General features: G+C 63.0%; 26 protein-coding genes. 10 read left to right on the top strand and 16 right to left on the bottom strand.

All coding sequences use genetic code 11. From position 1 onward, the window contains the following. Positions 1 to 48: 48 nt before the first annotated feature. Complete coding sequence (locus LB545_RS25610) at positions 49 to 654, bottom strand: hypothetical protein (RefSeq protein WP_140494984.1); 606 nt, start codon at positions 652 to 654, stop codon at positions 49 to 51. A 155-nt stretch (positions 655 to 809) separates the two neighbouring features. Continuing rightward, on the bottom strand, positions 810 to 941 hold the full coding sequence (locus LB545_RS30890) for a hypothetical protein (protein WP_263483010.1): 132 nt from the start codon (positions 939 to 941) through the stop codon (positions 810 to 812). Between the two features lie 54 nt (positions 942 to 995). Here LB545_RS30890 and LB545_RS25605 point away from each other — a divergent pair, with 54 nt between their 5' ends. Next, positions 996 to 1,550 (top strand): HXXEE domain-containing protein, encoded by a 555-nt coding sequence (locus tag LB545_RS25605; protein WP_210243808.1) that lies wholly within the window; start codon positions 996 to 998, stop codon positions 1,548 to 1,550. Positions 1,551 to 1,681: 131 nt separating this feature from the next. Here LB545_RS25605 and LB545_RS25600 read toward each other — a convergent pair whose 3' ends face one another. The 7 genes from LB545_RS25600 to LB545_RS25570 all read right to left on the bottom strand — a co-directional run bounded on the left by LB545_RS25600 (position 1,682) and on the right by LB545_RS25570 (position 9,294). Further along, the gene (locus LB545_RS25600) at positions 1,682 to 2,332 is read right to left on the bottom strand and encodes an OmpA family protein (RefSeq protein WP_140493627.1); all 651 of its coding nucleotides are present in this window, start codon (positions 2,330 to 2,332) and stop codon (positions 1,682 to 1,684) included. A gap of 152 nt (positions 2,333 to 2,484) precedes the next feature. Further along, positions 2,485 to 2,853 (bottom strand): GFA family protein, encoded by a 369-nt coding sequence (locus LB545_RS25595; RefSeq protein ID WP_140584175.1) that lies wholly within the window; start codon positions 2,851 to 2,853, stop codon positions 2,485 to 2,487. Between the two features lie 127 nt (positions 2,854 to 2,980). Continuing rightward, a complete protein-coding gene (locus tag LB545_RS25590; protein WP_140493631.1) occupies positions 2,981 to 3,352 on the bottom strand; it encodes a hypothetical protein in 372 nt (123 codons plus the stop codon). A gap of 308 nt (positions 3,353 to 3,660) precedes the next feature. Then, positions 3,661 to 4,080 carry a GFA family protein gene (locus tag LB545_RS25585; RefSeq protein WP_140517633.1) on the bottom strand — a complete coding sequence of 140 codons (420 nt, stop codon included), beginning with the start codon at positions 4,078 to 4,080 and terminating at the stop codon, positions 3,661 to 3,663. Between the two features lie 37 nt (positions 4,081 to 4,117). Continuing rightward, a protein-coding gene (prfB, locus tag LB545_RS25580) for a peptide chain release factor 2 (RefSeq protein WP_140493636.1) occupies positions 4,118 to 5,249 on the bottom strand; the annotation gives its coding sequence in 2 pieces (ribosomal slippage) (positions 4,118 to 5,182 and positions 5,184 to 5,249; 1,131 coding nt in all). A 124-nt stretch (positions 5,250 to 5,373) separates the two neighbouring features. Beyond that, positions 5,374 to 7,830, bottom strand: coding sequence for a penicillin-binding protein 1A (locus tag LB545_RS25575; protein WP_140493638.1), 2,457 nt, complete (start codon positions 7,828 to 7,830; stop codon positions 5,374 to 5,376). Between the two features lie 213 nt (positions 7,831 to 8,043). Then, positions 8,044 to 9,294: an N-acetylmuramoyl-L-alanine amidase gene (locus LB545_RS25570; protein ID WP_140686215.1), complete on the bottom strand. Its 1,251-nt coding sequence runs from the start codon at positions 9,292 to 9,294 to the stop codon at positions 8,044 to 8,046. Between the two features lie 650 nt (positions 9,295 to 9,944). Between LB545_RS25570 and LB545_RS25565 the strand changes: the two genes are divergently transcribed. Next, positions 9,945 to 12,893, top strand: a complete 2,949-nt coding sequence (locus LB545_RS25565) for a ribonuclease E/G (RefSeq protein ID WP_224706032.1) — start codon at positions 9,945 to 9,947, stop codon at positions 12,891 to 12,893. 96 nt (positions 12,894 to 12,989) lie between these two features. Here LB545_RS25565 and LB545_RS25560 read toward each other — a convergent pair whose 3' ends face one another. Then, on the bottom strand, positions 12,990 to 13,919 hold the full coding sequence (locus tag LB545_RS25560; RefSeq protein WP_224706031.1) for a glutaminase: 930 nt from the start codon (positions 13,917 to 13,919) through the stop codon (positions 12,990 to 12,992). Between the two features lie 4 nt (positions 13,920 to 13,923). Beyond that, positions 13,924 to 15,072 carry a pyridoxal phosphate-dependent aminotransferase gene (locus LB545_RS25555; protein WP_224706030.1) on the bottom strand — a complete coding sequence of 383 codons (1,149 nt, stop codon included), beginning with the start codon at positions 15,070 to 15,072 and terminating at the stop codon, positions 13,924 to 13,926. Positions 15,073 to 15,218: 146 nt separating this feature from the next. Between LB545_RS25555 and LB545_RS25550 the strand changes: the two genes are divergently transcribed. From LB545_RS25550 to aat, 6 genes are all read left to right on the top strand, one after another. Further along, positions 15,219 to 16,610: a M48 family metalloprotease gene (locus tag LB545_RS25550; protein WP_224706029.1), complete on the top strand. Its 1,392-nt coding sequence runs from the start codon at positions 15,219 to 15,221 to the stop codon at positions 16,608 to 16,610. 62 nt (positions 16,611 to 16,672) lie between these two features. Then, the gene (locus LB545_RS25545; protein ID WP_140517637.1) at positions 16,673 to 17,476 is read left to right on the top strand and encodes a DsbA family protein; all 804 of its coding nucleotides are present in this window, start codon (positions 16,673 to 16,675) and stop codon (positions 17,474 to 17,476) included. A gap of 145 nt (positions 17,477 to 17,621) precedes the next feature. Next, entirely contained in the window at positions 17,622 to 18,056 is a 435-nt protein-coding gene (aroQ, locus tag LB545_RS25540; RefSeq protein WP_140522126.1) for a type II 3-dehydroquinate dehydratase, read from the top strand. Between the two features lie 26 nt (positions 18,057 to 18,082). Next, positions 18,083 to 18,544: an acetyl-CoA carboxylase biotin carboxyl carrier protein gene (gene accB / locus LB545_RS25535; protein WP_140561025.1), complete on the top strand. Its 462-nt coding sequence runs from the start codon at positions 18,083 to 18,085 to the stop codon at positions 18,542 to 18,544. A gap of 10 nt (positions 18,545 to 18,554) precedes the next feature. Continuing rightward, positions 18,555 to 19,898 (top strand): acetyl-CoA carboxylase biotin carboxylase subunit, encoded by a 1,344-nt coding sequence (gene accC / locus LB545_RS25530; protein ID WP_140493663.1) that lies wholly within the window; start codon positions 18,555 to 18,557, stop codon positions 19,896 to 19,898. A gap of 27 nt (positions 19,899 to 19,925) precedes the next feature. Next, positions 19,926 to 20,543, top strand: a complete 618-nt coding sequence (gene aat / locus LB545_RS25525; RefSeq protein ID WP_140517639.1) for a leucyl/phenylalanyl-tRNA--protein transferase — start codon at positions 19,926 to 19,928, stop codon at positions 20,541 to 20,543. Positions 20,544 to 20,555: 12 nt separating this feature from the next. On the opposite strand, the gene LB545_RS25520 is transcribed toward aat, so the two are convergent. The 3 genes from LB545_RS25520 to LB545_RS25510 form a co-directional block, all read right to left on the bottom strand. Beyond that, positions 20,556 to 20,939 (bottom strand): hypothetical protein, encoded by a 384-nt coding sequence (locus tag LB545_RS25520; RefSeq protein WP_224706028.1) that lies wholly within the window; start codon positions 20,937 to 20,939, stop codon positions 20,556 to 20,558. 73 nt (positions 20,940 to 21,012) lie between these two features. Further along, the gene (locus tag LB545_RS25515; protein WP_140493668.1) at positions 21,013 to 21,570 is read right to left on the bottom strand and encodes a DUF2155 domain-containing protein; all 558 of its coding nucleotides are present in this window, start codon (positions 21,568 to 21,570) and stop codon (positions 21,013 to 21,015) included. 116 nt (positions 21,571 to 21,686) lie between these two features. Further along, the gene (locus tag LB545_RS25510; protein WP_140493670.1) at positions 21,687 to 22,085 is read right to left on the bottom strand and encodes an NADH:ubiquinone oxidoreductase subunit NDUFA12; all 399 of its coding nucleotides are present in this window, start codon (positions 22,083 to 22,085) and stop codon (positions 21,687 to 21,689) included. 232 nt (positions 22,086 to 22,317) lie between these two features. Here LB545_RS25510 and panB point away from each other — a divergent pair, with 232 nt between their 5' ends. Both panB and panC read left to right on the top strand, forming a co-directional pair. Then, a complete protein-coding gene (gene panB / locus LB545_RS25505; RefSeq protein WP_140493672.1) occupies positions 22,318 to 23,160 on the top strand; it encodes a 3-methyl-2-oxobutanoate hydroxymethyltransferase in 843 nt (280 codons plus the stop codon). Next, positions 23,157 to 24,008 carry a pantoate--beta-alanine ligase gene (panC, locus tag LB545_RS25500; protein ID WP_140493674.1) on the top strand — a complete coding sequence of 284 codons (852 nt, stop codon included), beginning with the start codon at positions 23,157 to 23,159 and terminating at the stop codon, positions 24,006 to 24,008. Before panB ends, panC begins: the two co-directional genes overlap by 4 nt. Before the next feature lie 56 nt (positions 24,009 to 24,064). On the opposite strand, the gene LB545_RS25495 is transcribed toward panC, so the two are convergent. Both LB545_RS25495 and gatB read right to left on the bottom strand, forming a co-directional pair. Further along, on the bottom strand, positions 24,065 to 24,559 hold the full coding sequence (locus tag LB545_RS25495) for a GNAT family N-acetyltransferase (protein WP_140493676.1): 495 nt from the start codon (positions 24,557 to 24,559) through the stop codon (positions 24,065 to 24,067). A gap of 3 nt (positions 24,560 to 24,562) precedes the next feature. Further along, complete coding sequence (gene gatB, locus LB545_RS25490; RefSeq protein ID WP_140493678.1) at positions 24,563 to 26,062, bottom strand: Asp-tRNA(Asn)/Glu-tRNA(Gln) amidotransferase subunit GatB; 1,500 nt, start codon at positions 26,060 to 26,062, stop codon at positions 24,563 to 24,565. Positions 26,063 to 26,154: the final 92 nt, after the last annotated feature.

Genomic DNA, 26,154 nt, shown 5'->3' with positions numbered 1-26,154 from the left:
ACGGCCATCCGGCTTGCCCTCCCGGCAAGCTCCTGGCTGGGCTGGCCGTTACATCGGCCCAGGCATCATCTTGGTCGGTTTCTCCAACATCGGAAACTCGGCCTTGTTGCATTTCACGTTCGGGTTCGTCGGACTGAACATGCCGTTCGGATTATCACCCAGCCAGGCGTGAAGATCGTAGTGGACGAACTCCCTCGGGATGAGCGGATAGTGTCCCTCCATCGGACCCATGAAGGTTTGGCCAAACAGCTTCGGTGGCTCTTTGACGTCCGGCGTCAGCGGCACAAGCCATTCCGCCCCGACCAGGCGCAGACCGTTTTTCGTCGGCTCGTAGATCAGCACATTGGGGCGCATCGGGTCGAGTTTTTGGCCGACACTTGGGACGTTGACGAAATGGATGCCCATGGCGCCTTTCGGGTAGTACATCGCTCCGGATATCTTTTCTCCGCTATAGTAGACGCAGCCGACCGTCGACAGATAAAGGTCGCGGACGGCCGCGGTGTAGTCCTCATATTTGGCGAGCGACTTTTTCAAGGCCTCGATGTCAGCTTTGTTGGCATCCTCGGCTCGAGCCGCCGCGACGCCCAACCATGCGCTTACAAGACCTGTTAAAGCGAAGACGCCGCAACGCCCAAGGCTGGCTGTTCTTGTCATGCATTCCTCCCAGATTTTTTTGATCTGGCCGTGCAAGACCGAGGCTGAAAAAGAAAATGCTTATTGCGCGGCCAAGTGTACCGCCTCATCCCCTCCGGAACAGCGACGATGCTATTCCTTTCCATGGCTGCGGGAAAGCGGTTATTTAGGACTGGCTAATTCTCTGGCACGCCAATCTCAATCTGAGCGCGGCGGTCGCGGCCGGTGAAGCTGTTGCCGTCATCGCCGAGCGACACCACCGTTGGCTTCGGCGACGACACGCCGGCCTTCATGCGCATCGTTGCCAAGGTCTGATATCGTCGTGTGTTGCAAGGACGCGCGGCCTCGCCGAAGATGGCGTGATGAAGCGTCTGGTGGAAGATTGGGTCTATGGTGGCGTGCTCGCCGGCCTCACTCTGTGCGTGGTGGCGATCGGGCTGGCCGCTCAATTGGAGACAGCCGAGCTCACCGTCTTCCTGCTGATTCCGATTTACATGCTCCATCAATACGAGGAGCATGCCGAAGACCGGTTCCGGCTTTTTGTCAACAAGATGCTCGGCGGCGGGGCGCCGCTGCTTACCCGCTTCGATGTCTTTGTGATCAACGTACCGGGTGTATGGGGCATCTACTCCCTGGTTTTCACCCTCACTGTCACGGTCAATGCCGGAATAGGGCTGATCGCCGCCTACACCACCCTGATCAACGCTTTGGTTCACATCGCGCAGGCCATCAGGATGCGCAGCTATAACCCCGGGCTCATCACCGCAATTGTCTTGTTCGTACCCGCATCCAGCTGGTCGATCCTGACGCTTTCCGGTTCGGGAACGGGTTTCCATGTCCTTGGACTTGCGGCCGGGCTGATCATTCATGGACTGATCGTTGCCCATGTCGTCCGGCGGCAGCGCCTGACCCAATGAGCGACGGTCGATAAGCCGACCTCACCGTAAGATCATGGAAGAACCCGGGGGCCGCAGGCCTGGCCGTCGGTCGCATTTTGCAAACAAAACGGCCCCTTGCGAGGCCGTTTTTGCATTCTGATCGATGCTGCTCAGGTGAGCGGCGAAAGCTGGATCTCGACGCGACGGTTTTGAGCGCGACCCTCGGCGGTGGCATTGGACGCTACCGGACGGGTCTTGCCGAATCCGGTGACCGCGAAGCGGCGCGAATCGACGCCCTGGCCAGCCAGGTAGTTGGCGACCGCCAGCGCGCGGCGCTGCGACAGATCGAAATTATGCTGGTCGCCGCCGGTCGAATCGGTATGGCCGAACACGTCGACCGTGGTCTGCTTGAACTTCTTCAGCACCAGCGCGACCGAATTCAGCACTTGGTAAAAGCCGGGCTTCACCGCATCCTGATCGACGTTGAAGGTGATATCGGACGGCATATTAAGGATGATCTGGTCGCCGGAGCGGGTGACGCTGACGCCTGTGCCCTCCAACTGCCGGCGCAGTTCGGCTTCGTTCTGGTCCATGGTGGCGCCGATGGCGCCGCCAGCCAGCGCCCCGATGCCGGCGCCGATCAGCGCGTTGCGACGATCATTGCCGCCCGCAAGCAGGCCAAGGCTGGCGCCGGCCAAGGCGCCGAGGCCGGCACCGGCCGCCGTGTTGGAAATTTTCTGGTCACCGGTATACGGATCGGTGGTGGTGCAGGCGCTCACCAGCACAGCCGTCGCCACGACGACGAGCACGGTCTTCTTCATAGGATTGTCCCTCTCCAAGTCACGCCTTGCGGTGGCGCCAAATCAGCCCTTCGCGCGACTTGTACCATGAAATGCGGCGAAAAGCGGAACGGGAAAAACACCGGCAACGGCTTTTCCCCGGGGCACGATTTCCCGATTGGGCGTCCAGGAATCTACCAGAGATTCCGGCCGTCGATGGCCACCACTTCGACCTTGTCCAGATCGAAATCGTCGAACAACCGCGAGTTGACGCTGATCTTGGGATTGTCGAAATCCGGCTCTCCGCTCGACCAGTCCGGTGTTTCGGTGAAGGTCCCGCAGCCGCAGGTGTCGCAAAAACCGTGCTTAACGGTCTTCGATCCCCACTGATAGAAGGAAACATTCTTCTGCGGCGTGAGGAGCTTGAACTGCGCAGGAGTGTAGTAGGCCCAAAGCGAGCCGCGTTTCGAGCAGAACGAACAAGTGCACTGCGTCAGCGTCTGCGGTGCTTGCGAAACCTCGAATATCGTCGCCTTGCAGTGGCAGCTTCCCTTGATGGTCATGGACGTCACCTCTCCCTTGTCCGCCGCCCGCAGGCAACGCAACACAAAGGAGCGGTCCTGGCAACCGTCCGTCAGCAGGCCCCCGCCCATCGCGGTCCGGGCCCGGTCGCCGCTGCGCCTCCCGGGCTTAGTAGGAGCGCGGCGGCACGAACAGGCAGATCGTCTTACCGGCGTCTAGACCCGCTTGATGCGCGCACCAGTGGAATTCGCCGTCCGGGCTGTCCTTCACACGCTTGTCGGTCATCGGGACAACTTCCCCCGTGCCGGCGATCACATAACCCTCGGGTTTTTCCAAAACCTCGCCAGTATGGGCCGTGCGGCAATCGTAGTTAGCGCAGCATGCGAATGGATAGCTCCAACCCAGCGGCTTCGCCGCTGTAGGCTTGGCGTCGTGGGCGAAGGCAGGCGCCATCGGCAACGCAATCGCTGCGATTGCAAGCAGGCAGAGCATGAGTCGGCCCACCGCGGCCCGAGCCGATTTTGATGGGGCAGCAGACATGGAAGCGCTCCTTTCGACGAGCATCAAGCGTTTCGCTTGCCCGTTCCTGAAACGTGTCTTCCCAGCGGCCGGATCGTCAGCAGGCATTTCTGCCGCGCCCGGCCATAGATGCTTTTGTCTCCCCTCGACCATGGATGGTGGGCCGATTTGTGAGTCGGCGCAAGAAACCACTGCATGCCGATGTCGCAGGCTGAATGCCGCGCATCGGCAACAGAAAACAGGCGCCGTCTCTCGATTGGATAGGCAGGCACAACCATGCCCAGCAGACGGGATCGCAGATAACGAGATTCAGCGAGAGAAGTTCCGGCCTATTCGCCAGCAGGTCCTGTGATCACGTGTTCGTCATACTGCGGCAGGCCGTCGCTGATCGTGTACCACGGCGCCTTGGAACCGACGAAGATATGCTCGGTCGGGCGGATGCTCGGGTTGTCGACGAGCGTTCCCATCGCGACATGGACGAAGGCGCCCTGGCGCACGACCGAATAGAGCAGCGAACCGCACCGCTTGCAGTGCGCGTCATGGCCGTTGTCGTCGCCGAAGACCAGCAACATGTCGTGGCCCTTGGTCAGGACAAACTTGGCGCGTTCGATGCCCGCGAAGGGCTTGAAAGCCGAACCTGTCGTGCGCCGGCAGTTCGAGCAATGGCAATTCGCCGCGTACAGGAACTCGTCAGCGACCGCATAGTGCACCGCGCCGCAGAAGCACTTTCCAACAAGCTTGCGAGCCATCATCCAATCCAAATGTGTGGCACTGTAGGCGCCGGCCCTAATCCAGGTCCGCCACCGCTTCCCCAGCACCACCCTCGATGCGTTGCGACAGCGAGGCTTCCATGAAGTCATCGAGGTCGCCATCGAGCACGCTCGACGGGCTGGTGCTTTCGACGCCAGTACGCAGATCCTTCACCAGCTGATAGGGCTGCAGCACGTAGGAGCGGATCTGGTGACCCCAGCCAATGTCGCTCTTCGATGCTTCGGTGGCGTTGGCGACGGCTTCGCGCTTCTTCAGCTCTTCCTCGTAAAGCCGCGAGCGCAGCATCTCCCAGGCCTTTGCCCGATTTTTGTGCTGCGAACGTTCGGCCTGGCAGGCGACCGCTATACCGGTGGCGAGATGGGTAATGCGCACCGCCGAATCGGTGGTGTTGACGTGCTGGCCGCCTGAACCGGACGAACGATAGGTGTCGATGCGCACGTCGGATTCGGAAACGTCGATCTCGATCGTATCGTCGATGACGGGATAGACCCAGACGCTGGCGAAGGACGTGTGCCGGCGCGCGTTGCTGTCATAGGGTGAAATGCGCACCAGGCGATGGACGCCGGATTCCGTCTTCAGCCAACCATAGGCATTGTGGCCCTTGATCAGCAGCGTCGCGGACTTGATGCCGGCTTCTTCGCCGTCATGCACTTCCAGCACCTCTACCTTGAAGCGGCGGCGCTCGGCCCAGCGCGTGTACATGCGCAGCAACATCGAGGCCCAGTCCTGGCTTTCGGTGCCGCCGGCGCCTGCGTGGATTTCGAGATAGGTGTCGTTGGCGTCGGCTTCGCCCGACAGCAGCGTCTCGACCTGGCGGGCCTTCGCCTCGCCTTGCATCGAGCGGATCGCTGCCTCAGCCTCGGCAACGACGCTCTCGTCGCCCTCTTCCTCGCCGAGTTCGATCAGGCCGATATTGTCTTCCAGCGCCTGGGTCAGGCCCCTGACCGCCGCGATGCCTTCCTCGAGGCCCTGGCGCTCGCGCATCAGCTTCTGCGCTTCCAGCGGTTCGTTCCAGAGGCTGGCGTCCTCGGCGCGGACGTTGAGATATTCAAGCCGCTTTATGGCCTGATCCCAGTCAAAGATGCCTCCTCAGCAGGGTAATTGCCTGCCTGATCTCGTCGACAATATTCTGCGTTTCCGCGCGCATGGCCTGATGTTTTATCCTGTTGCTGAAAGTGACGCCTGGTCGGCGCGATACATAGGGACGGCGCCGCCGCCTGTAAAGCAAATTGGACCGGCCCAGGGCCGGCCCAATCCTGCATGCATACCCGTCAGTAGAGGCCGCCGCCGCCCGACTGGATGGCCTGGTTGGCCTGAGGCGACAGCGCGCCGCCGGAGGCATTGGACCCGTCAGCGCCCATGCCGATCACCCAATAGCTGTCGGCTGGCCCGGTGCCCGGCTTGAAGGCCTCGATGATGGTGCCGGGATCGCCCGAATTGGCCCGCATGCCGGTCTTGCGGTTGATGGCGACCAGATTCATGCCTTCGGGAACCTTGAAGTCGACATTGGGCGTGCCATCCAGCGCCACGCGCATGAAATCCTTGAAGATAGGAGCGGCGAGGCCGCCGCCGGTGGCGCCATGGCCAAGGCCGCGCGGCGTGTCGTAGCCCATATAGAGGCCGACGACGAGGTTCGGCGTGTAACCGATGAACCAGGCGTCCTTTTCGTCGTTGGTGGTGCCGGTCTTGCCGGCGATGTGGCGTCCGAGCTCGGCGATGGTGGCGCCGGTGCCGCGCTGGACGACGCCTTCCATCATCGAGGTGATCTGGTAGGCGGTCATCGGATCGAGAACCTGTTCGGAATTATCGACAAGCTCAGGTTCGGGCTGGTTCTGCCATTCGGCCGCGTTGCAGCCTTCGCAGCCGCGTTCGTCCTGCTTGAAGACGGTCTTGCCGTAGCGGTCCTGGATACGGTCGATCAATGTCGGCTTGATCGACTTGCCGCCATTGGCCATGATCGAATAGGCCGAAACCATGCGCATCACCGTCGTCTCGCCGGAGCCCAGCGCCATCGGCAAATACGGCGCCAGATGGTCATAGACGCCGAAACGCTCGGCATATTCGACGACCAGCTTCATGCCCATGTCGTTGGCGAGGCGCACAGTCATCAGGTTGCGCGACTTTTCGATGCCGGAGCGCAGGGTTGCCGGACCAGCGACCGTGCCGTCGTAGTTCTTCGGCGTCCAGGTCGTGTTGCCGCTCTGGATGGTAATCGGCCCGTCCATGATCACCGACGCCGGCGTATAGCCATTGTCGAGCGCCGCGGAATAGACGATCGGCTTGAACGAAGAGCCGGGCTGGCGCATGGCCTGGGTGGCGCGGTTGAACTCCGACTGCGCGTAGGAGAAGCCGCCGACCATGGCCAGCACGCGGCCGGTGTGTGGATCCATGGCGATCAGGCCGCCTTCCACTTCGGGGACCTGGCGCAGGCTGTAGGCGTCGTCGGAGCCTTCGTTCTTCTGGACGAAGACGACGTCGCCCGGCTTCAGCACATCGGCCGGCGACTTGGCCCTGACCGTCTTGCCGCCGACCACATGGCGCATGGCAAAGCCCATGTCTTCCTTGCTGACGGTGCCTTCGACGCGCTCCTTGACGATGTCGCCCGACGCCTGGCGTGCCGGCTGCAAGCCAATCGACAGGCCGGATGCCGAACTGTCGAGCACGACTGCGAGCTTCCATTCGGGAACGTCTTCCAGTCCCTTCACATTGCCCAGCGGCACACCCCAGTCGCCGGACACGTCGATCGTCTTCAGCGGCCCGCGGTAGCCGCGCAGCGTGTCGTATTTGATCAAGCCGTTCTGCATCGCCTTGCGGGCGATGAGCTGGATCTTCGGGTCGAGCGTGGTGCGGACGGACAGGCCGCCTTCATAGAGCGCGTTCTCGCCGTAGCGGGCGATGATCTGGCGGCGCACCTCCTCGGTGAAGTATTCGCCGGCGAACAGATAGGTGCCGTTGCGGCGCGGCGTGACGCCGAGGGGCTCCGCCTTGGCCTTGTCGCCTTCCTCGCGCGTAACGTAGCCGTTCTCGACCATCTGGTCGATGACCCAGTTACGGCGCTCAAGCGCGCGGTCGGCATGCTTGAAGGGGTGATAATTGTTCGGCCCCTTGGGCAGCGAGGCCAGATAGGCGGCCTCGGCCACGGTCAGCTCGTTCACCGACTTGTCGAAATAAGTGAGCGCGGCACCCGCCACGCCATAGGCGCCGAAACCGAAGAAGATTTCGTTGAGGTAGAGTTCGAGAATGCGGTCCTTGGAATAGGCCTGCTCGATGCGGAAGGCGAGGATCATTTCCTTGATCTTGCGCTCGTAGGTCTGGTCCGAGGTCAGCAGAAAATTCTTCGCCACCTGCTGGGTGATCGTCGAGGCGCCAACCTGACGCCTGCCCGAGCCGAAATTCTGCAGGTTGACGATGATAGCGCGGCCCAGGCCGGTCACGTCAATGCCGGGGTGGTTGTAGAAATTCTTGTCCTCGGCCGACAGGAAGGCCGCCTTGACGCGGTCGGGGATGGCCTGGATCGGCAAATACAGGCGCCGTTCGCGCGCGTACTCGGCCATCAGCGCGCCGTCCGAGGCATGGATTCGGGTGGTCACCGGCGGCTCGTACTTGGCCAGCACCTCATAGTCGGGCAGATCCTTGGACAAATGCCCGATATAGATGGCAACCCCCGCCGCGACCAGCAGGGCCAGCGTCGTGCCGATACCGAAGAAATAGCCAATGAGACGAATCATGCCCGCTCCAGTCCTTGGTTCGGGAATTTCCTAAACGAAGCCGCCTTCCGCGCAAGCATTCGAGCCGGTCCCAACCCGTAATGGAAAACCCATGTCGCTACCATGTGGGCAAAATACGGCAAGGCCGGATTTCGCGGCCGTGAGTCGGAAATAAAAGCGTCGGGTGTTGTCGCCGCGCAACGCTGCCTGTGGTTGCAGGCGTCGTCAGGCATTTCAGCCCCCGGTTCCCGTTCCGGCACGCGCGGAAGCGAACAGCGCGACGGCGTTGGTGATGCTTTGCGCCGCCTTGCCGCGCCAGTCGGCGTCGAGCAGTTGCGCCTCGTCCTTGGCATTCGAGAGATAGCCTAGTTCGACCAGCACGGAGGGGACGTCAGGCGCTTTCAGCACCTTGAATCCCGCGGAACGCTGCGGATTGTTGATGAGGCCGACGCTGGTCGACAACTGGCCGACCAGCGTGTGGGCGAAACTCATCGAAAAGGTGTGGGTCTCGCGGCGGATCAGGTCGATCAGGATATCGGTGACTTCCTTGTTGTCGTCCTTGATCACCATGCCGGCGAACTGGTCCGAGAGATTTTCACGGTCGGCAAGCGCCTGCGCTTCCGGATCCGAAGCCTTGTCGGAAACGGTATAGACGGTCGCGCCACGGATGCCCTTGAGGCTGATGGTGTCGGCATGAATGGAGATGAGCAGGTCGGCCTCATGCTGGCGAGCGATGCGCACGCGGTCGTCCAGCCGCAAATATTCGTCGGTGTCGCGCGTCATGAAGACATCGTATCTGCCGAGGGCGGCGAGCTTGTCGCGCAGTTCCGTGGCGAAAGCCAGCGTGACGTTCTTTTCGACGGTGCCGTTCAGGCCCTCGGCACCGCCATCGACGCCGCCATGGCCCGGATCGATGACGACGGTGAAGCGATGGCCCGGATTGGAGACCGGCCCGGTGCCGACCCGTCCGCCCTTGTCGGTCGAAACCGTGGAACCGGTGGTCAGCGCCTGATTGGCAAGGGCAGTGTCGAACTCGCGTTCGGAGGCCGCCGACATGTCGATGGCGATGCGGTAGCCCGCGCCGTCCTCGTTCTTGAGAACATCGAGCTTGTCGACCGCGAACGGCCCCTTCCCGGTGAGAACCAGCCGCGACACGCCTGCCTCCAACTCACCCAGGCGCACGCCCTTGACCAGCCCGCGAGGCTTCAAATCCTTGGCATCGATGGCCAATTTCGTATTCGCCAGGTCGATGACCAGACGATTGGGGCCGCGCAAAAGGAACCATTTGACGTCGGGCTCACGGTCGAAATCCATGACGATGCGCATCTTGGTGGCATCGCCCGCCATCTTGTAACCGGTTGCCGTGAGCGGGGCATCGGCGGCGTTGGCGACCAACGAGATGGTCATCGACAGCAGGAGGCAGAAGATCGCGAGCAAACGGCCGCCGGCACGACTGCCCTTGTCTGTGAAGCCTGCCAGTCCCATCTCTTTGCAGTCGCTCCCGGTTTGGCGCCAAGGCGCCCGGTCATGTAGTCGAAGTGCCGGTTAGGCCGCGAACTCGATTAACGATTGGTATCCAGAGAAGGTTAACCAAGCCTTTTCACGCGAGGCCCGGACCCGTGCTTACGTGGCGGAACCGCTTTTGCCGGCGTCGGAAATCGGGGTTGCCTTCCAACCCGCCAAATCATAAAAGCGATAGTGGATCACTGCAATCCTGGAACCGCCCTCCTCCGCAGCTTCCCGCTACAGGTGAGACGAAAGGCGGCTCCTTTCGCTCCATGCGAGAAGGGTTCAGGTGATCGCGACGAATTTCGCAGGTGTGCGCCCGTGGCGGGGGAATCGCCTGCGTGAGGAAAACGGCCGGGTTTGTCCCGCGCCGGCTCTGTATGAGCAAACAAGCTGGTCCGGTTTCCGGGCTTTGGTTCAAAAGGTTCTGCTGGTGACGATGGCTTCAAGCGCAATCATGGAAAGGTCCGCATCAAACCGCGCCAATATGGCTGCGGGCGGCACCGCCATGGCGCGCAGGCACCGTCCGGCGGACATTCAGACATCCGGCACCCACATTCATCCAGACACACAGCAGCGGCCCTTGCGCCGCAAGCTGCGGCTGACGGCTGCCGGGGGGAAACGAAATAATGCCCAACAAAATGCTGATAGACGCCTCCCACCCGGAGGAAACACGCGTTGTCGTCGTACGCGGTAATCGTATCGAAGAATTCGACTTTGAATCACAGGACAAGAAGCAGCTCAAAGGAAACATCTATCTCGCCCGCGTAACGCGCGTCGAACCCTCCCTTCAGGCAGCCTTTGTCGAATATGGCGGCAACCGTCACGGTTTCCTCGCCTTCAGTGAAATACACCCCGACTACTACCAGATCCCCGTCGCCGACCGTCAGGCGCTGCTGCGCGCCGAAGCGCAGGAAGCCGAGGACGAGGACGATGAGGACGGCGAAGGCGACGACCCCCAGAGCCGTGATCGCGGCCGGCGCGGACGCCGGCGCGGCGGCAAGGGCCGCGACCGCGCAGAACACAAGCGCGACGCGGGCGGGACCGATGCCGACGAGGCAACCGAAACGGCCGGCGAGGCAGGCGACGCCGACAATGGCAATGACGCCGTCTCGGAGAACATTTCCCACGGTTCGGAAACCATCGAACATGCGGCCGATATCCCGGAACAGGCCGCGGATGCATCCAATCATGGCGAAGCCTCTCCCGAGCAGAGCGACGAATCGTCCGGACAGGACGAAGGCGAGACCCGCGAGGGCGGCCCGACGTCGATCGCCGCCTCCGTCGACGCCGATGTGATTTCCGAACCCGTCCCGCTGACGGAACAGGGCAGTGAATCCAGCGACGATGATCGCGGCATGCTGGAAGAGGTTCAGTCTTCGCATCTGGACGATCACGAGGTCGAATCGGTCGGCGCCGAGGATGCCCTGGAGGAAGCGCGCAACCGCCGCAAGCCGATGCGCCGCCAGTACAAGATCCAGGAAGTGATCAAGCGCCGCCAGATCCTGCTGGTGCAGGTCGTCAAGGAAGAGCGCGGCAACAAGGGCGCAGCGCTCACCACCTATCTGTCGCTTGCCGGCCGCTATTCCGTGCTGATGCCGAACACGGCGCGCGGCGGCGGAATTTCGCGCAAGATCACTAGTGCTGTGGACCGCAAGCGCCTCAAGGAAGTGGTCGCCGATCTCGAAGTGCCGCAAGGCATGGGCGTCATCCTGCGCACCGCCGGCGAGAGCCGCACCAAGGCCGAGATCAAGCGCGATTATGAATATCTGATGCGGCTTTGGGAGAACGTGCGCAATCTCACGCTCCAGTCCACGGCCCCTGCCCTCGTCTACGAGGAAGGCAGCCTGATCAAGCGTTCGGTGCGCGACCTCTATAACAAGGACATCGACGAGATCCTCGTCTCCGGCGAAGAGGGCTACCGCGAGGCCAAGGACTTCATGCGCATGCTGATGCCGAGCCACGCGAAGGTGGTTCAGCCGTTCCGCGATACGACGCCGATCTTCGTGCGCAACGGCATCGAGGCGCAGCTTGACCGCATGCTGCAGCCGCAAGTGACGCTCAAGAGCGGCGGCTACATCATCATCAACCAGACCGAGGCGCTGGTCGCCATCGACGTCAATTCGGGCCGCTCGACCAAGGAGCACTCGATCGAGGACACCGCGCTCCACACCAATCTGGAAGCGGCGGAGGAAGTCGCCCGCCAGCTCAGGCTGCGCGACCTTGCCGGCCTGATCGTCATCGACTTCATCGACATGGAGGAGAACCGCAACAACCGTGCCGTCGAGAAGCGGTTGAAGGATCATCTCAAGAACGACCGCGCGCGCATCCAGGTCGGCCGCATCTCGCATTTCGGCCTGATGGAGATGTCGCGCCAGCGCATCCGCGCCAGCGTGTTGGAATCGACCATGAAGCCTTGCCCGCATTGCGGCGGCACCGGCCATGTGCGCTCCGATTCGTCTGTCGCGCTGATGGTGGTCAGGGCGATCGAGGAGTTCCTGCTCAAGGATTCGCGCAGCCACATCACGGTTCGCACGCCTGCGGCGACCGCGCTCTATGTGCTCAACCACAAGCGCGGCACGCTGGTGGAACTGGAAAGCCGCTTCGGCCTGACCATCACGCTCGAGGCCGACGACACGGTCGGTTCGCAGCATTATGCGATCTTCCGCGGCGCGCTGGCCGAAAAGCCGGAAGGCTTCGTCGAAGCACGCACCCTGCCGGCCTATGTCGAACCGGAAGAGCCCGAGGATGAGACCATCGTCGAGGAGGAAGACGAAGCACCGGCCCAGGCCGAACAGCCGCGTCAGCCGCAGCAAGGTCAGCACCAGCAGAGGCCCGGCGAAGAGGGCGAAGGCCGTGACCGCAAGCGCCGCAAGCGTCGCAGACGCCGCGGCGGCAAGGATCGCGATCGCGAGCATGGCCACATCGACGGTGCTTCCGTGGCGGCGCAGACCGACGATTTGTCCACGTCGGAAAGCCCGGTGAGCCGTGACGAGTCGGAAGCCGGCGACGAGGCTCCGGTCCCTGCGGCCGGAACTGCCGAAACGGCGGAAGCATCCGACGAGGGCCAGGGCAAGAAGCGTCGCCGCGGCAAGCGCGGCGGCAAGCGCAACCGGCGCGAGGACGGCGAAGGCGAGGCCGGGGCAAGCGCCGATGAAGCGACTGAACCTTCCGGGGTCGATGCTTCCGAAAGCGAGCCTGCGATCGAGCCGGTAGCCGTCGTGGCTGCGGAAGAGCCGGTGGCTCCGGTGAGCGACGAGGCGACGACCGCCGAGAAGCCCAAGAAGCCGCGGCGTGTAGCCAAGCCGAAGAAGGCAGCCGCCGAGGCTGTCGCCGAGGAGCCGATCGCTGAACTGGCCGTTCCAGCACCCGCCGAGACGCCAGCCACGGCATCGGACGAGGCAGCGGCGACGACCGCCGCGGACACACCGAAGGCCCGTCCGTCGCGACGCAAGCCGCCGGCCATCGATGCGCCGGTCGTGCCGGTGGTTTCCTCGACCGTCGCCGAAGAGCCGGAAACCAAGACCGAAGAGAAGCCGAAGCGCGCCGGCTGGTGGCAGCGGAAAGGCTTCTTCTGAGATTTCAGCCCGTTGAACTGACTTCCTGAACAAAAAATCCCGCGCCGGTCGAAAGACGGTGCGGGATTTTTCATATCCAGCTTTTCCGACAGAGCGTTACGGCGCGAAGATCGACCAGTTCATCATCCTGGCGAGCTTCTCCAGGGCGATAGAGCCCAGCTTGGAATTGCCGTTGGCGTTGAGGCCGGGCGACCAGACGGCGAGCGAGGCGACGCCGGGCACGATGCCCAATATGCCGCCGCCGACGCCGCTCTTGCCCGGAATGCCGACGCGGAAGGCAAAATCACCGGAGCCGTCATAGTGGCCGCAGGTCAGCATCATGGCGCCGATGCGGCGTGCCCGCTCGACCGACACCACGGAATGTCCGGTCGCCGGATTTTTGCCGCCATTGGCGAGGAACCGGCCGGGCATCGCCAGCTGCCGGCAGCTCATGGCGATGGCGCAATGGTGGAAATAGACGCCGAGCGCCAGCTCCGGCGCATGATGAAGATTCCCGAAGGATTTCATGTAGTTGGCGAGCGCGAAGTTGCGATAGCCGGTGGCGCGCTCCGACGCTGCCACCTCGCGGTCGATGATGATGGTCTCGTCGTCGGCGAGGAACTGGATGAAGCGCAGGATCTCGCCGATCGCCTCGCGCGGCTGGTGGCCGGCAAGCAGGATGTCGGAGATGACAATGGCGCCGGCATTGATGAAGGGATTGCGCGGAATGCCGTTCTCATGCTCGAGCTGCACGATCGAGTTGAACGGATTGCCCGAAGGCTCGCGCCCTACCCGCTTCCACAGCGCGTCGCCGACATTGCCCAGCGCCAGCGTCAAGGTGAACACTTTCGAGATGCTCTGGATCGAAAAGGGCTGGTCGGCGTCGCCCGCCATCAGCACACGGCCGTCATTGGTGACGGCTGCGATGCCGAATTTCTTGGGATCAACCTTGCCGAGTTGCGGGATATAGGTGGCGACCTCGCCGCGATCGGTGCGTTCGGCCATTTCGGCCGCGACTTCGGCCAGGGCCTGCTCGAGTTCCGGCATGGATCTATCTCAGCCAGCGTTCGATGCGCGCCAATGCCTCGACCATGTCGTCATGGCTGCCGGCATAGGAGAACCGCATGGTGCGGTGCCCGGCCTGGGTGTCGAAATCACGGCCGGGCGTGGCCGCGACATGCGCCTCGGCCAGCATCTTGCGGGCGAAAGCCATGCTGTCGTTGCTGTGCCTGGTGACGTAGCAAAAGGCATAGAAGGCGCCATCCATCGGTGCTGCGAGCGGAAAACCGAGCTCCGGCAGACGCTTCATCAGGAGCTCGCGGTTCCAGGCATAGCGACCCTTGACCGCTTCTAGCTCCTCGGTAGCGGCAAAGGCCTCGATTGCGGCGACCTGCGACAGTTCCGGCGGCGAGATGTAGAGGCTCTGCGCAATGCGCTCGATGGGCCGCACCACCGCTTCCGGCAGCACCATCCAGCCGATGCGCCAGCCGGTCATGCAATAGTATTTCGAGAAGGAGTTGATCGCCGTGACACCGGTGCCAAAGGCGAGTGCGGTGGTGTCGGACGCCGCATAGGCCAGCCGATGGTAGATCTCGTCGGAGATGACGGCAATGCCGAGCGCCTCCGCCGTCCGGACCAGGTCCGCGAGATCATCGGCCGGAATGACCGCGCCGGTCGGGTTGGCCGGACTTGCGAACAGCACGCCCTTCAGCGGTTTTTCGCGATGCGCGGTCTCCAGGTGAGCGGCATGAAGATAGGCCGCATCGCCGAGCTCTATCTCGATCACTTCGATGCCCAGCGCCGCCATGATGTTGCGATAGGCGGGGTAGCCCGGCGCTGCGATGACGACGCGGTCACCGGGATCGAACATTGCCAGGAAGGCGAGATTGAAGGCGGCCGAGGATCCCGTCGTGACCGCGATCCGGTCGGGCGCGACATCAAGCCCGTAGTGATCCCCATAGTGTTCCGCGATCGCCTTGCGCAATCCAGCCAGGCCCAGCGCATCGGTATAGCCAATGCGCCCGTCCTGCAAAGCCCTGGCCGCCGCGGCACGAACGCGGGCCGGAGCCGGATCGGACGGCTGGCCGACGGCCATGGAAATGACCGGCGCGCCCGTCGCTCTCAGCCGGTTCGCCTCGGCCAGCACATCCATGGCGTGGAAGGGTTCGACATTGCCACGGCGTGAGAGCGAAACGACCATTTTGACCTCGATCCGACGATTGAGCGCGCCACATCCTGGCGCATGCGCCGCACAAATGCCCGATTGGTGTGAGGATCACAAGTTGAGGAAGTTTTTCCGGTGCCGACTTTTCATCTTTCGCACGCTCGTCTACCAGTGGACACGTCATGTTGAGCCGACCCAAATCGATGGTTGCCCGGGCAGCGCGCGTCGTTGCGACGCTTTCGCTTGGCGTCGCCGTCGCGGTGTCTGGTTCCATCAGCGCCTTCGCCCAGAACGTGCCGGTGGTGCGCGATGCCGAGATCGAGGCGCTGGTGCGCGACTACGCCCGCCCGATCTTCAAGGCCGCCGGTCTGGCGAATGACGGCATCGACATCGTCCTGGTCAACGACCAGAGCTTCAATGCCTTCGTCACCGGACGCCGGCTGTTCATCAACACGGGCGCCTTGATGGAAGCCGAAACGCCCAACGAGATCATCGGCGTCATCGCCCACGAGGCCGGCCACATCGCCGGCGGCCACCAGCAGAAACTGCGTGACCAACTCGAGCGCGCCAAGACGATGGCCATCATCGCAACCTTGCTGGGCGCTGGCGCCATGGTCGCCGGGGCGACCACCAACAGCCGCGGACTTGCCGGCGCCGGCGTGGGCGTGGCGGCTGGCGGCGGCGAGATGGCGCAGCGCAGCATTCTCGCCTATCAGCGCACCGAGGAGATGACGGCCGACCGCTCGGCGATCACCTATCTCAACGCCACCGGCCAGTCCGGCATGGGCATGCTGAAGACGTTTCAGCGTTTCCAGACGGCCTTGTCGCTGTCGGGCGCGCAGGTCGATCCCTACCGGATCAGCCATCCAATGCCGCGCGATCGAATCTCCAACCTCGAAGTGCTGGTCAAGCAGAGCCCCTATCTCGACAAGGTCGATGCGCCGGCACTGCAATTGCGCCACGACATGATGCGGGTGAAGATCGCTGTCTACATGGAAGGCCAGGCCGCCGCGTCGCGGCTGATGCGAAAGATGCAGGGCAGCCTTGCCGCGCAGTATGGCGAGGCCCAATCGGCCTATCTTTTCGGCAACATCGCCACCGCACTCGCCAAGACCAACGCCTTGATCAAAGCCCAGCCCGGCAACGCCTATTTCCAGGAATTGCGCGGCGATATATTGATGAAGGCGAACAAGCCCAAGGAAGCTGCCGATGCCTACGCCAAGGCAGTCAGCCTCGACAAGGCGCGATCTGGATTGCTGCCGGTTTCGCTCGGCCAGGCGTTGATGGCGACGGGCACCCCAGACGCTCTGAAAAAGGCCGTGATCCAGATCAACAACGGCTTGCGACGCGACAAGGAAAATTCCGCGGGATACCGCTATCTGGCGCAGGCCTATGGCGAATTGGGAGACATACCGGGCGCCGAGCTCGCCACGGCCGAGGGTCATTTCTATTCCGGTAACTACAAGGATGCGAAGATCTTCGCCATGCGAGCGCAGCAGCAACTCAAACGCGGCGAGCCGCGATGGATACGCGCCCAGGACATCATAAACTACAAGCCGTCGGGCAAGGTATAATGAACCTTCCGGCCGTGCGCTGCGACGCAGCCAGACCGGAAAACAGGCAAAGGAACGGAACGATGAAAAAGGCACTGTTGCTGGGCACCACGGGAGTTGCGATAGCCCTTGCCATGCTGGCGTTCGGTTTCGTGGCCGGCAGCCCGCAAATCGCGGAAGCCGGTGCGGCGCAACCGCTTCAGACGGCAGCGGCCGATACCAAGATCGACCGCACCGAGGTCGAAGGCATCATCCGCGATTATCTCCTGAAGAATCCGGAAGTGCTGCTGGAAGTCCAGGATGCGCTCGAGGCCAAGCAGAAGGAAGAGCAGCGCATTGCCCATCTCGGCGTCATCAAGGGCGCCAAGGAGCAGATCTTCAACTCCTCCTTCGACGGCGTGGTCGGGAACCCGAACGGCAAGGTCACGATCGTCGAGTTCTACGACTACAATTGCGGCTTCTGCAAACGCGCCATCGAAGACATGCAGGCGCTGACCAAGGCCGATCCGGACCTGCGTTTCGTGCTCAAGGAGTTCCCGATCCTCGGCCCGGATTCGCAGAAGGCCAGCGTCGTTTCGATGGCCTTCCACCTGATGATGCCGCAGAAGTACGGCGAGTTCCACAATGCGCTGCTCGGCGGCCAGGGTCGCGCCACCGAGGCGGCGGCGATCAAGGTCGCGCTTTCGCTCGGCGCCGATGAAGCGACGCTGCGTGAAAAGATGAAGGACCCGTCCATCACCGAAGCCTTCTCCAAGACCTACGATCTCGCCAACAAGCTGGCGATCACCGGAACGCCGTCCTATGTCGTCGGCAACGAGGTCGTGTTCGGGGCGCTCGGACAGGAAGTCCTGGCGGAGAAGATCGAGGCGGCGAAAGCCGCGCTTTGATCGGCCGCGGGTTTTCTTCACGGGCGCATTTCCGCCTGTTGTGGACAGTGAAAGAACGCACTTGCGCTCTTTCCGCGGGCGTCTATGCCCATTATAGAGGGCCCAGCGCCGGTTTGACGCCGGTGCCGGAAAAGGTCGGCATTTTTTGAAAACGGTTTTCGTCCTGAACGGTCCCAATCTCAACGCGCTCGGCAAGCGCGAGCCAGGCATCTATGGCGGCAAGACGCTTGCCGCCATCGCGGAGGACTGCAGAGAGGCGGGCGCGGCGCTCGGGCTCGAAATCGATTTCCGCCAGTCGAACCACGAGGGCGACCTCGTCGACTGGATCCAGGAAGCCGGCGACAAGGCCGTCGGCATCGTCATCAATCCCGGCGCCTATAGCCACACGTCGATCGCGATTCACGACGCCATCCGTTCCGTGGCGCCGCTGCCGGTCGCCGAGGTCCATCTTTCCAATATCCATGCGCGGGAACCATTCCGCCACGTCTCCATGGTCGCGCCGGTCGCTGTCGGCATGATCTGTGGCTTTGGGCCGCTCGGCTACACGCTGGCGCTGCAGGCGCTGGCCGCACGCCTATGACCGGCCAACAAACAGAAGGCTCGAAAATGTCGATAAAGAAGACCGGTGTTGACCAGCAGCTGATCCGCGACCTCGCGGGCATACTGAACGACACCAATCTCACGGAGATCGAAGTCGAGCTGGGTGACCTGAAGGTGCGCGTATCGCGGCAGGCGCCGGCGGTTCACGCGATAGCCGCGCCGCAGCCGGCCTTTGCGCCGGCGCCGGCGGCGCAATCTGCCACCGCAGCCGTTCCGGCCGCGGCCGACGTGTCGAAAAACGCCGTGGCCTCCCCCATGGTCGGCACTGCCTATCTAGCGCCCTCGCCGGATGCCAAGCCGTTCATCGAGATCGGCCAGAACGTCAAGGAAGGGCAGACGCTGCTGATCATCGAAGCGATGAAGACGATGAACCAGATCCCCTCGCCACGCGCCGGCACGGTGACGGCGATCCTGTTCGAGGACGCACAGCCGGTCGAATACGGCATGCCGCTCGTCGTGATCGAGTAGAGCGGCCCTAATGTTCCAGAAGATTCTCATCGCCAATCGCGGCGAAATCGCGCTTCGGGTGCTGCGTGCCTGCAAGGAGCTTGGCATCCAGACGGTGGTGGTGCACTCGACCGCCGACGCCGACGCCATGCATGTTCGGCTCGCCGACGAGAGCGTATGCATCGGGCCACCGCCATCGCGCGACAGCTACCTCAATATCCACCAGATCGTCGCCGCCTGCGAGATCACCGGCGCCGACGCCGTGCATCCCGGCTACGGTTTCCTGTCGGAGAACGCCAAGTTTTCAGACATATTGGCCGCGCACAACATTACCTTTATCGGTCCGACCGGCGACCATATCCGCATCATGGGCGACAAGATCGAAGCCAAGCGCACCGCCAAGCGCCTCGGCATTCCGGTGGTTCCCGGCTCCGATGGTGCGGTGACCGAGGAAAAGGAGGCCAAGCGCATCGCCGCAGAGATCGGCTATCCCGTGATCATCAAGGCGTCGGCCGGCGGCGGCGGACGCGGCATGAAAGTGGCGCATACCGAGGCCGACCTCGAAGTCGCCTTGCAGACGGCCCGCTCGGAAGCGGGCGCGGCCTTCGGCGATGACGCCGTCTATATTGAAAAGTACCTGCAAAAGCCGCGTCATATCGAGGTTCAGGTGTTCGGCGACGGCTTTGGCCGGGGCGTGCATTTCGGCGAGCGCGACTGCTCCTTGCAGCGCCGCCACCAGAAAGTCTGGGAAGAGGCCAACTCACCCGCCCTCAACGCCGAGGAACGCTCGCGCATCGGCGATATCTGCGCCAACGCCATCGCCGACCTCGGCTATTCCGGCGCCGGCACGATCGAGTTCCTCTACGAGAATGGCGAGTTCTATTTCATCGAGATGAACACGCGCCTGCAAGTCGAGCATCCGGTGACGGAGGCTATCACTGGCATCGATCTGGTGCATGAGCAGATCCGTGTCGCCTCGGGCGGCGGTCTTTCGGTCAAGCAGGAAGACATCCGCTTCCAGGGCCATGCCATCGAGTGCCGCATCAATGCAGAGGATCCGCGCACCTTCACGCCCTCGCCCGGCACGATCACCCATTTCCACACGCCAGGCGGCCTTGGCATCCGTGTCGATTCCGGCGTCTATTCAGGGTACAAGATCCCGCCTTACTACGACAGCCTGATCGGCAAGCTGATCGTGCACGGGCGCAACCGCGTCGAATGCATGATGCGGCTGCGCCGGGCGCTGGACGAATTCGTCGTCGACGGAATCAAGACGACGTTGCCGCTGTTTCGCGACCTCGTCGGCAACGCCGACATCGCCAATGGCGACTATGACATCCACTGGCTGGAAAAATATCTGGCCAAAGGCGAATAGCCCCGGACTTGCCGCTATAATGAAGCGATGACTCGCCCCTACGCGCCAGGCTATCGTATCCCGACCGACCTTCTGCTCAAGGCCTACGCCTCGGGCGTCTTCCCGATGGCCGAAAGCGCCGCCGATCCGGAAGTGTTCTGGGTGCGGCCGGAGACGCGCGGCATCATTCCGCTCGACCGCTTCCACACGCCGAAAAGTCTGAAGAAGGCGCTTCGGCGAAACCTCTTCGACATCCGTTTCGACTTCGATTTCGAGGCGACGATCGATGGCTGCGCCGAAAGGCGCGAGGAGCGCCGTTCCACCTGGATCAACGCGCCGATCCGCGAGGCCTATGTGCAGTTGCATCGCATCGGCCATTGCCATTCTGTCGAGGCCTGGCGCGAGGAGCGGCTGGTCGGCGGCCTCTACGGTGTCTCCCTGGGGAGGGTGTTCTTCGGCGAAAGCATGTTTTCCCGGGAAACGGATGCTTCGAAGATCTGCCTTGTGCATCTCGTCGAACGCCTGCAGGCGCGCGGTTTCGCACTGCTCGACACGCAGTTCACCACCGAACACCTCAAGCGCTTCGGCGCAATCGACGTGCCGCGCGGCAAATACGAGAAGATGCTGGCCGACGCGCTGAAGGGTGAAGCGGTGTTTTTCCCCTGATGATCCAGCCCGTCAGCGGACCTTCGTTTCCAGCGGAGCCTGCGAATGGAACATCATCTTCCAGCCGTTGACGCGATGGACATAGCCGGTGCTGACCAGCGCCGCGTAGGCTTCGCCATTGCCCTTCACGGCATGCGCCTCATAGGCCAGGATGACGATGTCGCTGCCTGGTTCGACCACGCCCTTGAGATCGATCTCGAGATCACGCCATCGCTTGGGATCGGCGGCGGTTTCGGCGAGATCGGCATTGCTCATGGTCTGGGCCAACTGCGGAAATGCCACGAGGCACTCGGTGTCGGCATTGGCCGCGAAAAATGCCGAATCGCCTGTCCAGAAGCCCTTTTCGAGCTCAAGCAGTTCCTTGATGCTGGCGGTGATCCGCTTTCTGGCAGACATCGGAAAATCCTCCCGGCGCGCATCGTGTGGCCGTCAGGGCCCAACGCGTTGCCCTCAGGGCGGTTCCGAAGGATCAGTTGGCGTTGGTCGTAGGCGGTTCCGTGGCTTCCGGTTCGGCCGCAGCCGGAGCGGCCGTGGCATTCGGCTGGGCCGTATCGGGCTTGGCCGCATCGGTCTTGGCCGAATCGGGCGCTGGCACATCCGACTTCTGCTTGCAGGCCTTCAGCCAGACGTCATAGACGGCATGCTCGACGGCATTGAGACCAGGGCTTTCGGCAAACATCCAGCCAGTGAAGATGCGGCGGATCTTGCGGTCGAGCGTGATCTCGTCGACTTCGACAAAAGAATCGGTCTTCGGCTCCTCGTTCTGCGGCCGGGAGTAGCAGACGCGCGGCGTCACCTGCAAAGCACCGAACTGCACCGTCTCGTCGATATAGACGTCGAAGGTGATGATGCGGCCGGTGATCTTGTCGATGCCGGCGAATTCGGCGACCGGGTTGGTGATTCGGTCCGATCCCGGCGCCGGCGCGGGTGCGGCCGGCGTTGGCGAAGCGGCAAGTGCCGCGGTGCTAACGGTGAGCCCGGCGGCTACTATCAGTGCGCCCATCGATGTCAGGCTGAAAATGCTCATGCAGGGATACCGGTGGTTAGCGCCCGGGTGATTCTCTCTATCACAAAGGCTAGTCGCCGTTTTCTGATGAGCAAGCTGCTAGACACCAATTGTGGCGATAAAGGACCGACGCCCGCTTATGATCCGGGCGTCCAGGCGTCGTAGTCGCCGGTGACCTGCGGGCGGTGCTGGTTGGTCAGCACCGAGCCCTTCGGACGATAGGCTGAGGGCGAGCCGGTCAGGTTCGGTTGATGCGGTTTCTGCCAGTCGCGCGGCTTGTAATCGTCGCTCGGCGGCGCGACGTCGACGCGGTGATGAATCCAGCCGTGCCAGCCGGGCGGGATAGAAGAAGCCTCGGAATAATCGCGATAGATGACCCAGCGGCGCGTGCGTCCTTCGGAATCGACACCGCCTTCGTAGTAGACGTTGCCCACCTCGTCCTGCCCGACCTTCCTGCCGTGCCGCCAGGTGTGCAGGCGCGTGCCAAGCGTCTGGCCGTTCCACCAGGTGAAAAACTGCGTAAGGAAAGTCTTCATCTTCAAACCCTCGCGCCGATGGCGTCCGTTTCCTGCTTATGGCGTCAGCCCTTCGTGAAGGCAAGGGGCTTGCCGCCAAGAGGGCGCAAATGGCGCGCCGGTAAGGCGACACAAGCCGGTGATGCATTGCCGGCGCCGTATGGTGCTTGCCAACCACCCTCAGCCTTTCTAAAGCTCTGCGCGCGCGCGCCGTGCGGGTATCCGGCCGACCCTTGGCCGAGGGAGGTGACGATTGGCCAGGGAATCGCCGACCGCCGACATTCGCATCGGCGCCGATGCCATTCGCCGCCGCAAGCGTGGCGTGCCGATCGTCTGTCTCACCGCCTATACCTACCCCATCGCCCGGCTGCTCGACGAGCATGTCGATCTGCTCCTCGTCGGCGACAGCGTCGCAATGGTCCTGCATGGCCACAAAACGACGCTGGGCGCCTCGCTGGAGATGATGATCGCGCATGGGCAAGCGGTGATGCGCGGCTCGGCCAGGGCTTGCGTCGTCGTCGACATGCCGGCCGGCAGCTATGAGGATTCGGCGGCCCAAGCCGTTGCCTCGGCGCGGCGTATCGTTGGCGAAACCGGCTGCCAGGCTGTGAAACTCGAGGGCGGCGTCGGTATGGCCCGGCAGATCGCCGCAGTCGTCGATGCCGGCATCGCGGTCATGGGCCATATCGGCCTGCTGCCGCAGTCCGTCGAGAAGGATGGCGGCTACAGGATCAAGGGCCGGACCGACGAGAATGCGGCAGCGCTGTTTGCCGATGCGCGCGCCGTCGAAGAAGCCGGCGCCTTTTCGATGGTCATCGAGGGCACGGTCGAAGCGGTCGCGGCCGAAATCACCCGCCGCATCGCCATTCCGACTATCGGCATCGGCGCCAGCGGCGTTTGCGACGGCCAGATCCTGGTCATAGACGACATGGTCGGGCTCACCGTCGACCGCGTGCCGAAATTCGTCAAGGAGTACGCCGATTTGCGCAGCGTGGTCTCGTATGCGGCCGCACGTTACGCCAGCGAGGTACGAGACCGGACATTCCCCGGCCCTGAAAATGTGTTTTCGGCCACCTTGGGCAAGGACAACCGATGAGCCGGCCCCTCGTCGTCGACACGGTCGCCGGCCTTCGCGCGCGGATCCGCGACTGGCGGCGCGACGGCCTTCGCGTCGCCATGGCGCCGACAATGGGCGCCTTGCACGAAGGGCACCTATCGCTGGTCAGGATCGCGCTTGAAAGAGCCGAGCGCTGCATCGTCTCGATCTTTGTCAACCCGACGCAGTTCGCGCCGAGCGAGGATCTCGACAAATATCCACGTCAGCTCGCCCGCGATCTCGACCAGCTGGCTTTGGCCGGAGCCGATCTTGCCTACACGCCTGGGGTTGGTGAGATGTATCCTGCCGGCTTTGCCACCAAAATCTCGGTCGGCGGTCCCTCCGCCGGGCTCGAATCGGATTTTCGACCGACTTTTTTCGAAGGCGTCGCCACCGTCGTGGCGAAGCTGTTCCTGCAGGCGTCGCCCGACGTCGCGGTCTTTGGCGAAAAGGATTATCAGCAATTGTGCGTCGTCAGGCAGCTCTGCCGCGACCTCGACCTGCCCGTCGAAATCATCGGCGCGCCGACGATCCGCGACGCGTACGGCCTCGCCATGTCATCGCGTAACGCCTATCTCGGCGAGGCCGAACTCCAGATCGCCCGCCGGCTCAACGTGATCCTGCGCAAGGCAGCCGCGGCGCTGGCGGCCGGCGCCGACCAGAACGGCGCGACAGGCGAAGCCAGCCGCGCCCTGCTCGCGGCCGGCTTCCACAAGATCGATTATGTCGAAGCTCGCGAGAGCCGGACGTTGGCGCCGTGGCGCCGCGGGCACGAGGGCCGCCTGCTCGCCGCCGCCTGGCTGGGCAAGACCAGGCTGATCGACAATGTGGACGTCTCCACCAGTTAGGCTGCGGCTCGATCGCTGAATTCGACCGCCGGATTGCGCACCCGAAAGGTCCGCCGCTATGCGGCAAGCGGCCTTTCATAGACGAGGGCCGGGATAGCGGATTGGGCCGAACCGCAATTGTCGGTGCGGCCGGTCTGGACGAAGCCGTTCGCCTGGTAGAAGGCAATTGCGCGCGTGTTCTTCTCTTCCACTTCCAGCCGGATGGCGCGGGCCTCAGGGAAGCTTTCGATGATCTCGTCGAGAAGCATGCCGCCGATGCCCCGGCCCTGCAGGCCGGGCTGCACGTAAAGCTGCTTCAGCATGACCACGCCGCCGCCATCGAGCGCTTCGGCAAATGCCATGCCGCCAATGCGCTGGCCATCGTCGGCGACGAGGAACTCGCTGTTTGGCTTCGCCAGCCGCGCCGTGAGCGAGGCGATCGAATGCCACGCATCGGTGATCTCTGTCACCCGTTCGGCGCCATAGATGGCGTCGTAAGTCGCATGCCAAGTCTCGACCAGCAGCGCCCGGATGGCGGCGAGGTCGCGATCCCCGGCGGTGCGCACGAACATAGTCTACTCGATGCCCAGCTTGGCCTTGACCAGGTCATTGACGGCCTGCGGGTTGGCCTTGCCACCGGTCGCCTTCATCACCTGGCCGACGAACCAGCCGGCCATGGTCGGCTTGGCGCGCGCCTGCTCGACCTTGTCCGGGTTGGCTGCGATCACCTCGTCCACCGCCTTTTCGATAGCGCCGGTGTCGGTAACCTGTTTCATGCCGCGGCTCTCGACCAGTTGGCGCGGGTCGCCGCCCTCGTTCCAGACGATCTCGAACAGGTCCTTGGCGATCTTGCCGGAGATGGTGCCGTCCTTGATCAGATCGATGATGGCACCGAGCTGATCCGGCGAAACCGGAGCATTTTCAATGTCCTTTCCAGCTTTGTTCAATTGCCCAAGCAGGTCGTTGATAACCCAGTTGGCGGCGAGCTTGCCGTCGCGGCCGGCGGCCACCTTCTCGAAATAGTCGGCGATCGGCTTTTCCGACACCAGGATCGAGGCATCGTAAGTCGAGAGGCCGAGCGAGGAGATCAATCGCGCCTTCTTGTCGTCGGGCAGTTCCGGCAGTTCCTTGGCCAGCGCTTCGACATAGGCCTGGTCGAATTCCAGCGGCAACAGGTCGGGATCTGGAAAATAGCGGTAGTCGTGCGCCTCTTCCTTGGTGCGCATCGAACGGGTTTCGCCCTTGACGGCGTCGAACAGCCGCGTTTCCTGGTCAATCGTGCCGCCATCCTCGATGATAGCGATCTGCCGGCGCGCCTCGAAATCGATCGCCTGGCCTATGAAGCGGATCGAATTGACGTTCTTGATCTCGCAGCGCGTGCCGAATTCGCCGCCCGGCCGGCGCACCGAAACGTTGACGTCCGCGCGCATGGAGCCTTCGTCCATGTTGCCGTCGCAGGTGCCGAGATAGCGCACGATGGTGCGCAGCTTGGTGACATAGGCCTTGGCTTCGTCGGCCGAACGCATGTCCGGTTTCGACACGATTTCCATCAGCGCCACGCCGGAGCGGTTGAGATCGACATAGGACATGGTCGGATGCTGGTCGTGCATCGACTTGCCGGCGTCCTGCTCCAGATGCAGGCGCTCGATGCCGACCTCGATGTCCTCGAACTCGCCCTGGCGGTCCGGCCCGACGGAGACGATCACCGTGCCCTCGCCGACGATCGGCTGCTTGAACTGCGAGATCTGGTAGCCCTGCGGCAGGTCCGGGTAGAAATAGTTCTTCCGGTCGAAGACGGACTTGTGGTTGATCTGCGCCTTCAAGCCGAGGCCGGTACGGATCGCCTGCTTGACGCATTCCTCATTGATGACGGGGAGCATGCCGGGCATTGCCGCATCGACCAGGCTGACATTGGCGTTGGGGGCAGCGCCGAACGACGTCGAAGCGCCGGAAAAGAGTTTTGCTTCCGATGTCACCTGCGCGTGGACCTCGAGCCCGATGATGATTTCCCAGTCGCCGGTGGCGCCGGGGATAAGGCGTTTCGCGTCGGGCGTGCGGGTGTCGATGATGCTCATGGTAGCCTGCGTAGTAGAACGATGGAAACGTGCGTTTTGCACATCCTGATTTGCAACTTCGCTAGTGCAAACCGCCTCGCGAGACAAGCGTA

The sequence above is a fragment of the Mesorhizobium sp. BR1-1-6 genome (assembly GCF_020165355.1).
GTDB lineage: Bacteria > Pseudomonadota > Alphaproteobacteria > Rhizobiales > Rhizobiaceae > Mesorhizobium.
The sequence above is the reverse complement of the archived record's forward strand: the minus strand, read 5'-3'. Positions and strand labels throughout refer to the sequence as shown.

Coding starts and splice junctions, on each gene's coding strand:
- LB545_RS25610 (WP_140494984.1), bottom strand. CDS start 654: ATGACAAGAACAGCCAGCCTTGGGCGTTGCGGCGTCTTCGCTTTAACA.
- LB545_RS25605 (WP_210243808.1), top strand. CDS start 996: ATGAAGCGTCTGGTGGAAGATTGGGTCTATGGTGGCGTGCTCGCCGGC.
- LB545_RS25600 (WP_140493627.1), bottom strand. CDS start 2,332: ATGAAGAAGACCGTGCTCGTCGTCGTGGCGACGGCTGTGCTGGTGAGC.
- LB545_RS25595 (WP_140584175.1), bottom strand. CDS start 2,853: ATGACCATCAAGGGAAGCTGCCACTGCAAGGCGACGATATTCGAGGTT.
- LB545_RS25590 (WP_140493631.1), bottom strand. CDS start 3,352: ATGTCTGCTGCCCCATCAAAATCGGCTCGGGCCGCGGTGGGCCGACTC.
- LB545_RS25585 (WP_140517633.1), bottom strand. CDS start 4,080: ATGGCTCGCAAGCTTGTTGGAAAGTGCTTCTGCGGCGCGGTGCACTAT.
- LB545_RS25575 (WP_140493638.1), bottom strand. CDS start 7,830: ATGATTCGTCTCATTGGCTATTTCTTCGGTATCGGCACGACGCTGGCC.
- LB545_RS25570 (WP_140686215.1), bottom strand. CDS start 9,294: ATGGGACTGGCAGGCTTCACAGACAAGGGCAGTCGTGCCGGCGGCCGT.
- LB545_RS25565 (WP_224706032.1), top strand. CDS start 9,945: ATGCCCAACAAAATGCTGATAGACGCCTCCCACCCGGAGGAAACACGC.
- LB545_RS25560 (WP_224706031.1), bottom strand. CDS start 13,919: ATGCCGGAACTCGAGCAGGCCCTGGCCGAAGTCGCGGCCGAAATGGCC.
- LB545_RS25555 (WP_224706030.1), bottom strand. CDS start 15,072: ATGGTCGTTTCGCTCTCACGCCGTGGCAATGTCGAACCCTTCCACGCC.
- LB545_RS25550 (WP_224706029.1), top strand. CDS start 15,219: ATGTTGAGCCGACCCAAATCGATGGTTGCCCGGGCAGCGCGCGTCGTT.
- LB545_RS25545 (WP_140517637.1), top strand. CDS start 16,673: ATGAAAAAGGCACTGTTGCTGGGCACCACGGGAGTTGCGATAGCCCTT.
- accB (WP_140561025.1), top strand. CDS start 18,083: ATGTCGATAAAGAAGACCGGTGTTGACCAGCAGCTGATCCGCGACCTC.
- accC (WP_140493663.1), top strand. CDS start 18,555: ATGTTCCAGAAGATTCTCATCGCCAATCGCGGCGAAATCGCGCTTCGG.
- aat (WP_140517639.1), top strand. CDS start 19,926: ATGACTCGCCCCTACGCGCCAGGCTATCGTATCCCGACCGACCTTCTG.
- LB545_RS25520 (WP_224706028.1), bottom strand. CDS start 20,939: ATGTCTGCCAGAAAGCGGATCACCGCCAGCATCAAGGAACTGCTTGAG.
- LB545_RS25515 (WP_140493668.1), bottom strand. CDS start 21,570: ATGAGCATTTTCAGCCTGACATCGATGGGCGCACTGATAGTAGCCGCC.
- LB545_RS25510 (WP_140493670.1), bottom strand. CDS start 22,085: ATGAAGACTTTCCTTACGCAGTTTTTCACCTGGTGGAACGGCCAGACG.
- panC (WP_140493674.1), top strand. CDS start 23,157: ATGAGCCGGCCCCTCGTCGTCGACACGGTCGCCGGCCTTCGCGCGCGG.
- LB545_RS25495 (WP_140493676.1), bottom strand. CDS start 24,559: ATGTTCGTGCGCACCGCCGGGGATCGCGACCTCGCCGCCATCCGGGCG.
- gatB (WP_140493678.1), bottom strand. CDS start 26,062: ATGAGCATCATCGACACCCGCACGCCCGACGCGAAACGCCTTATCCCC.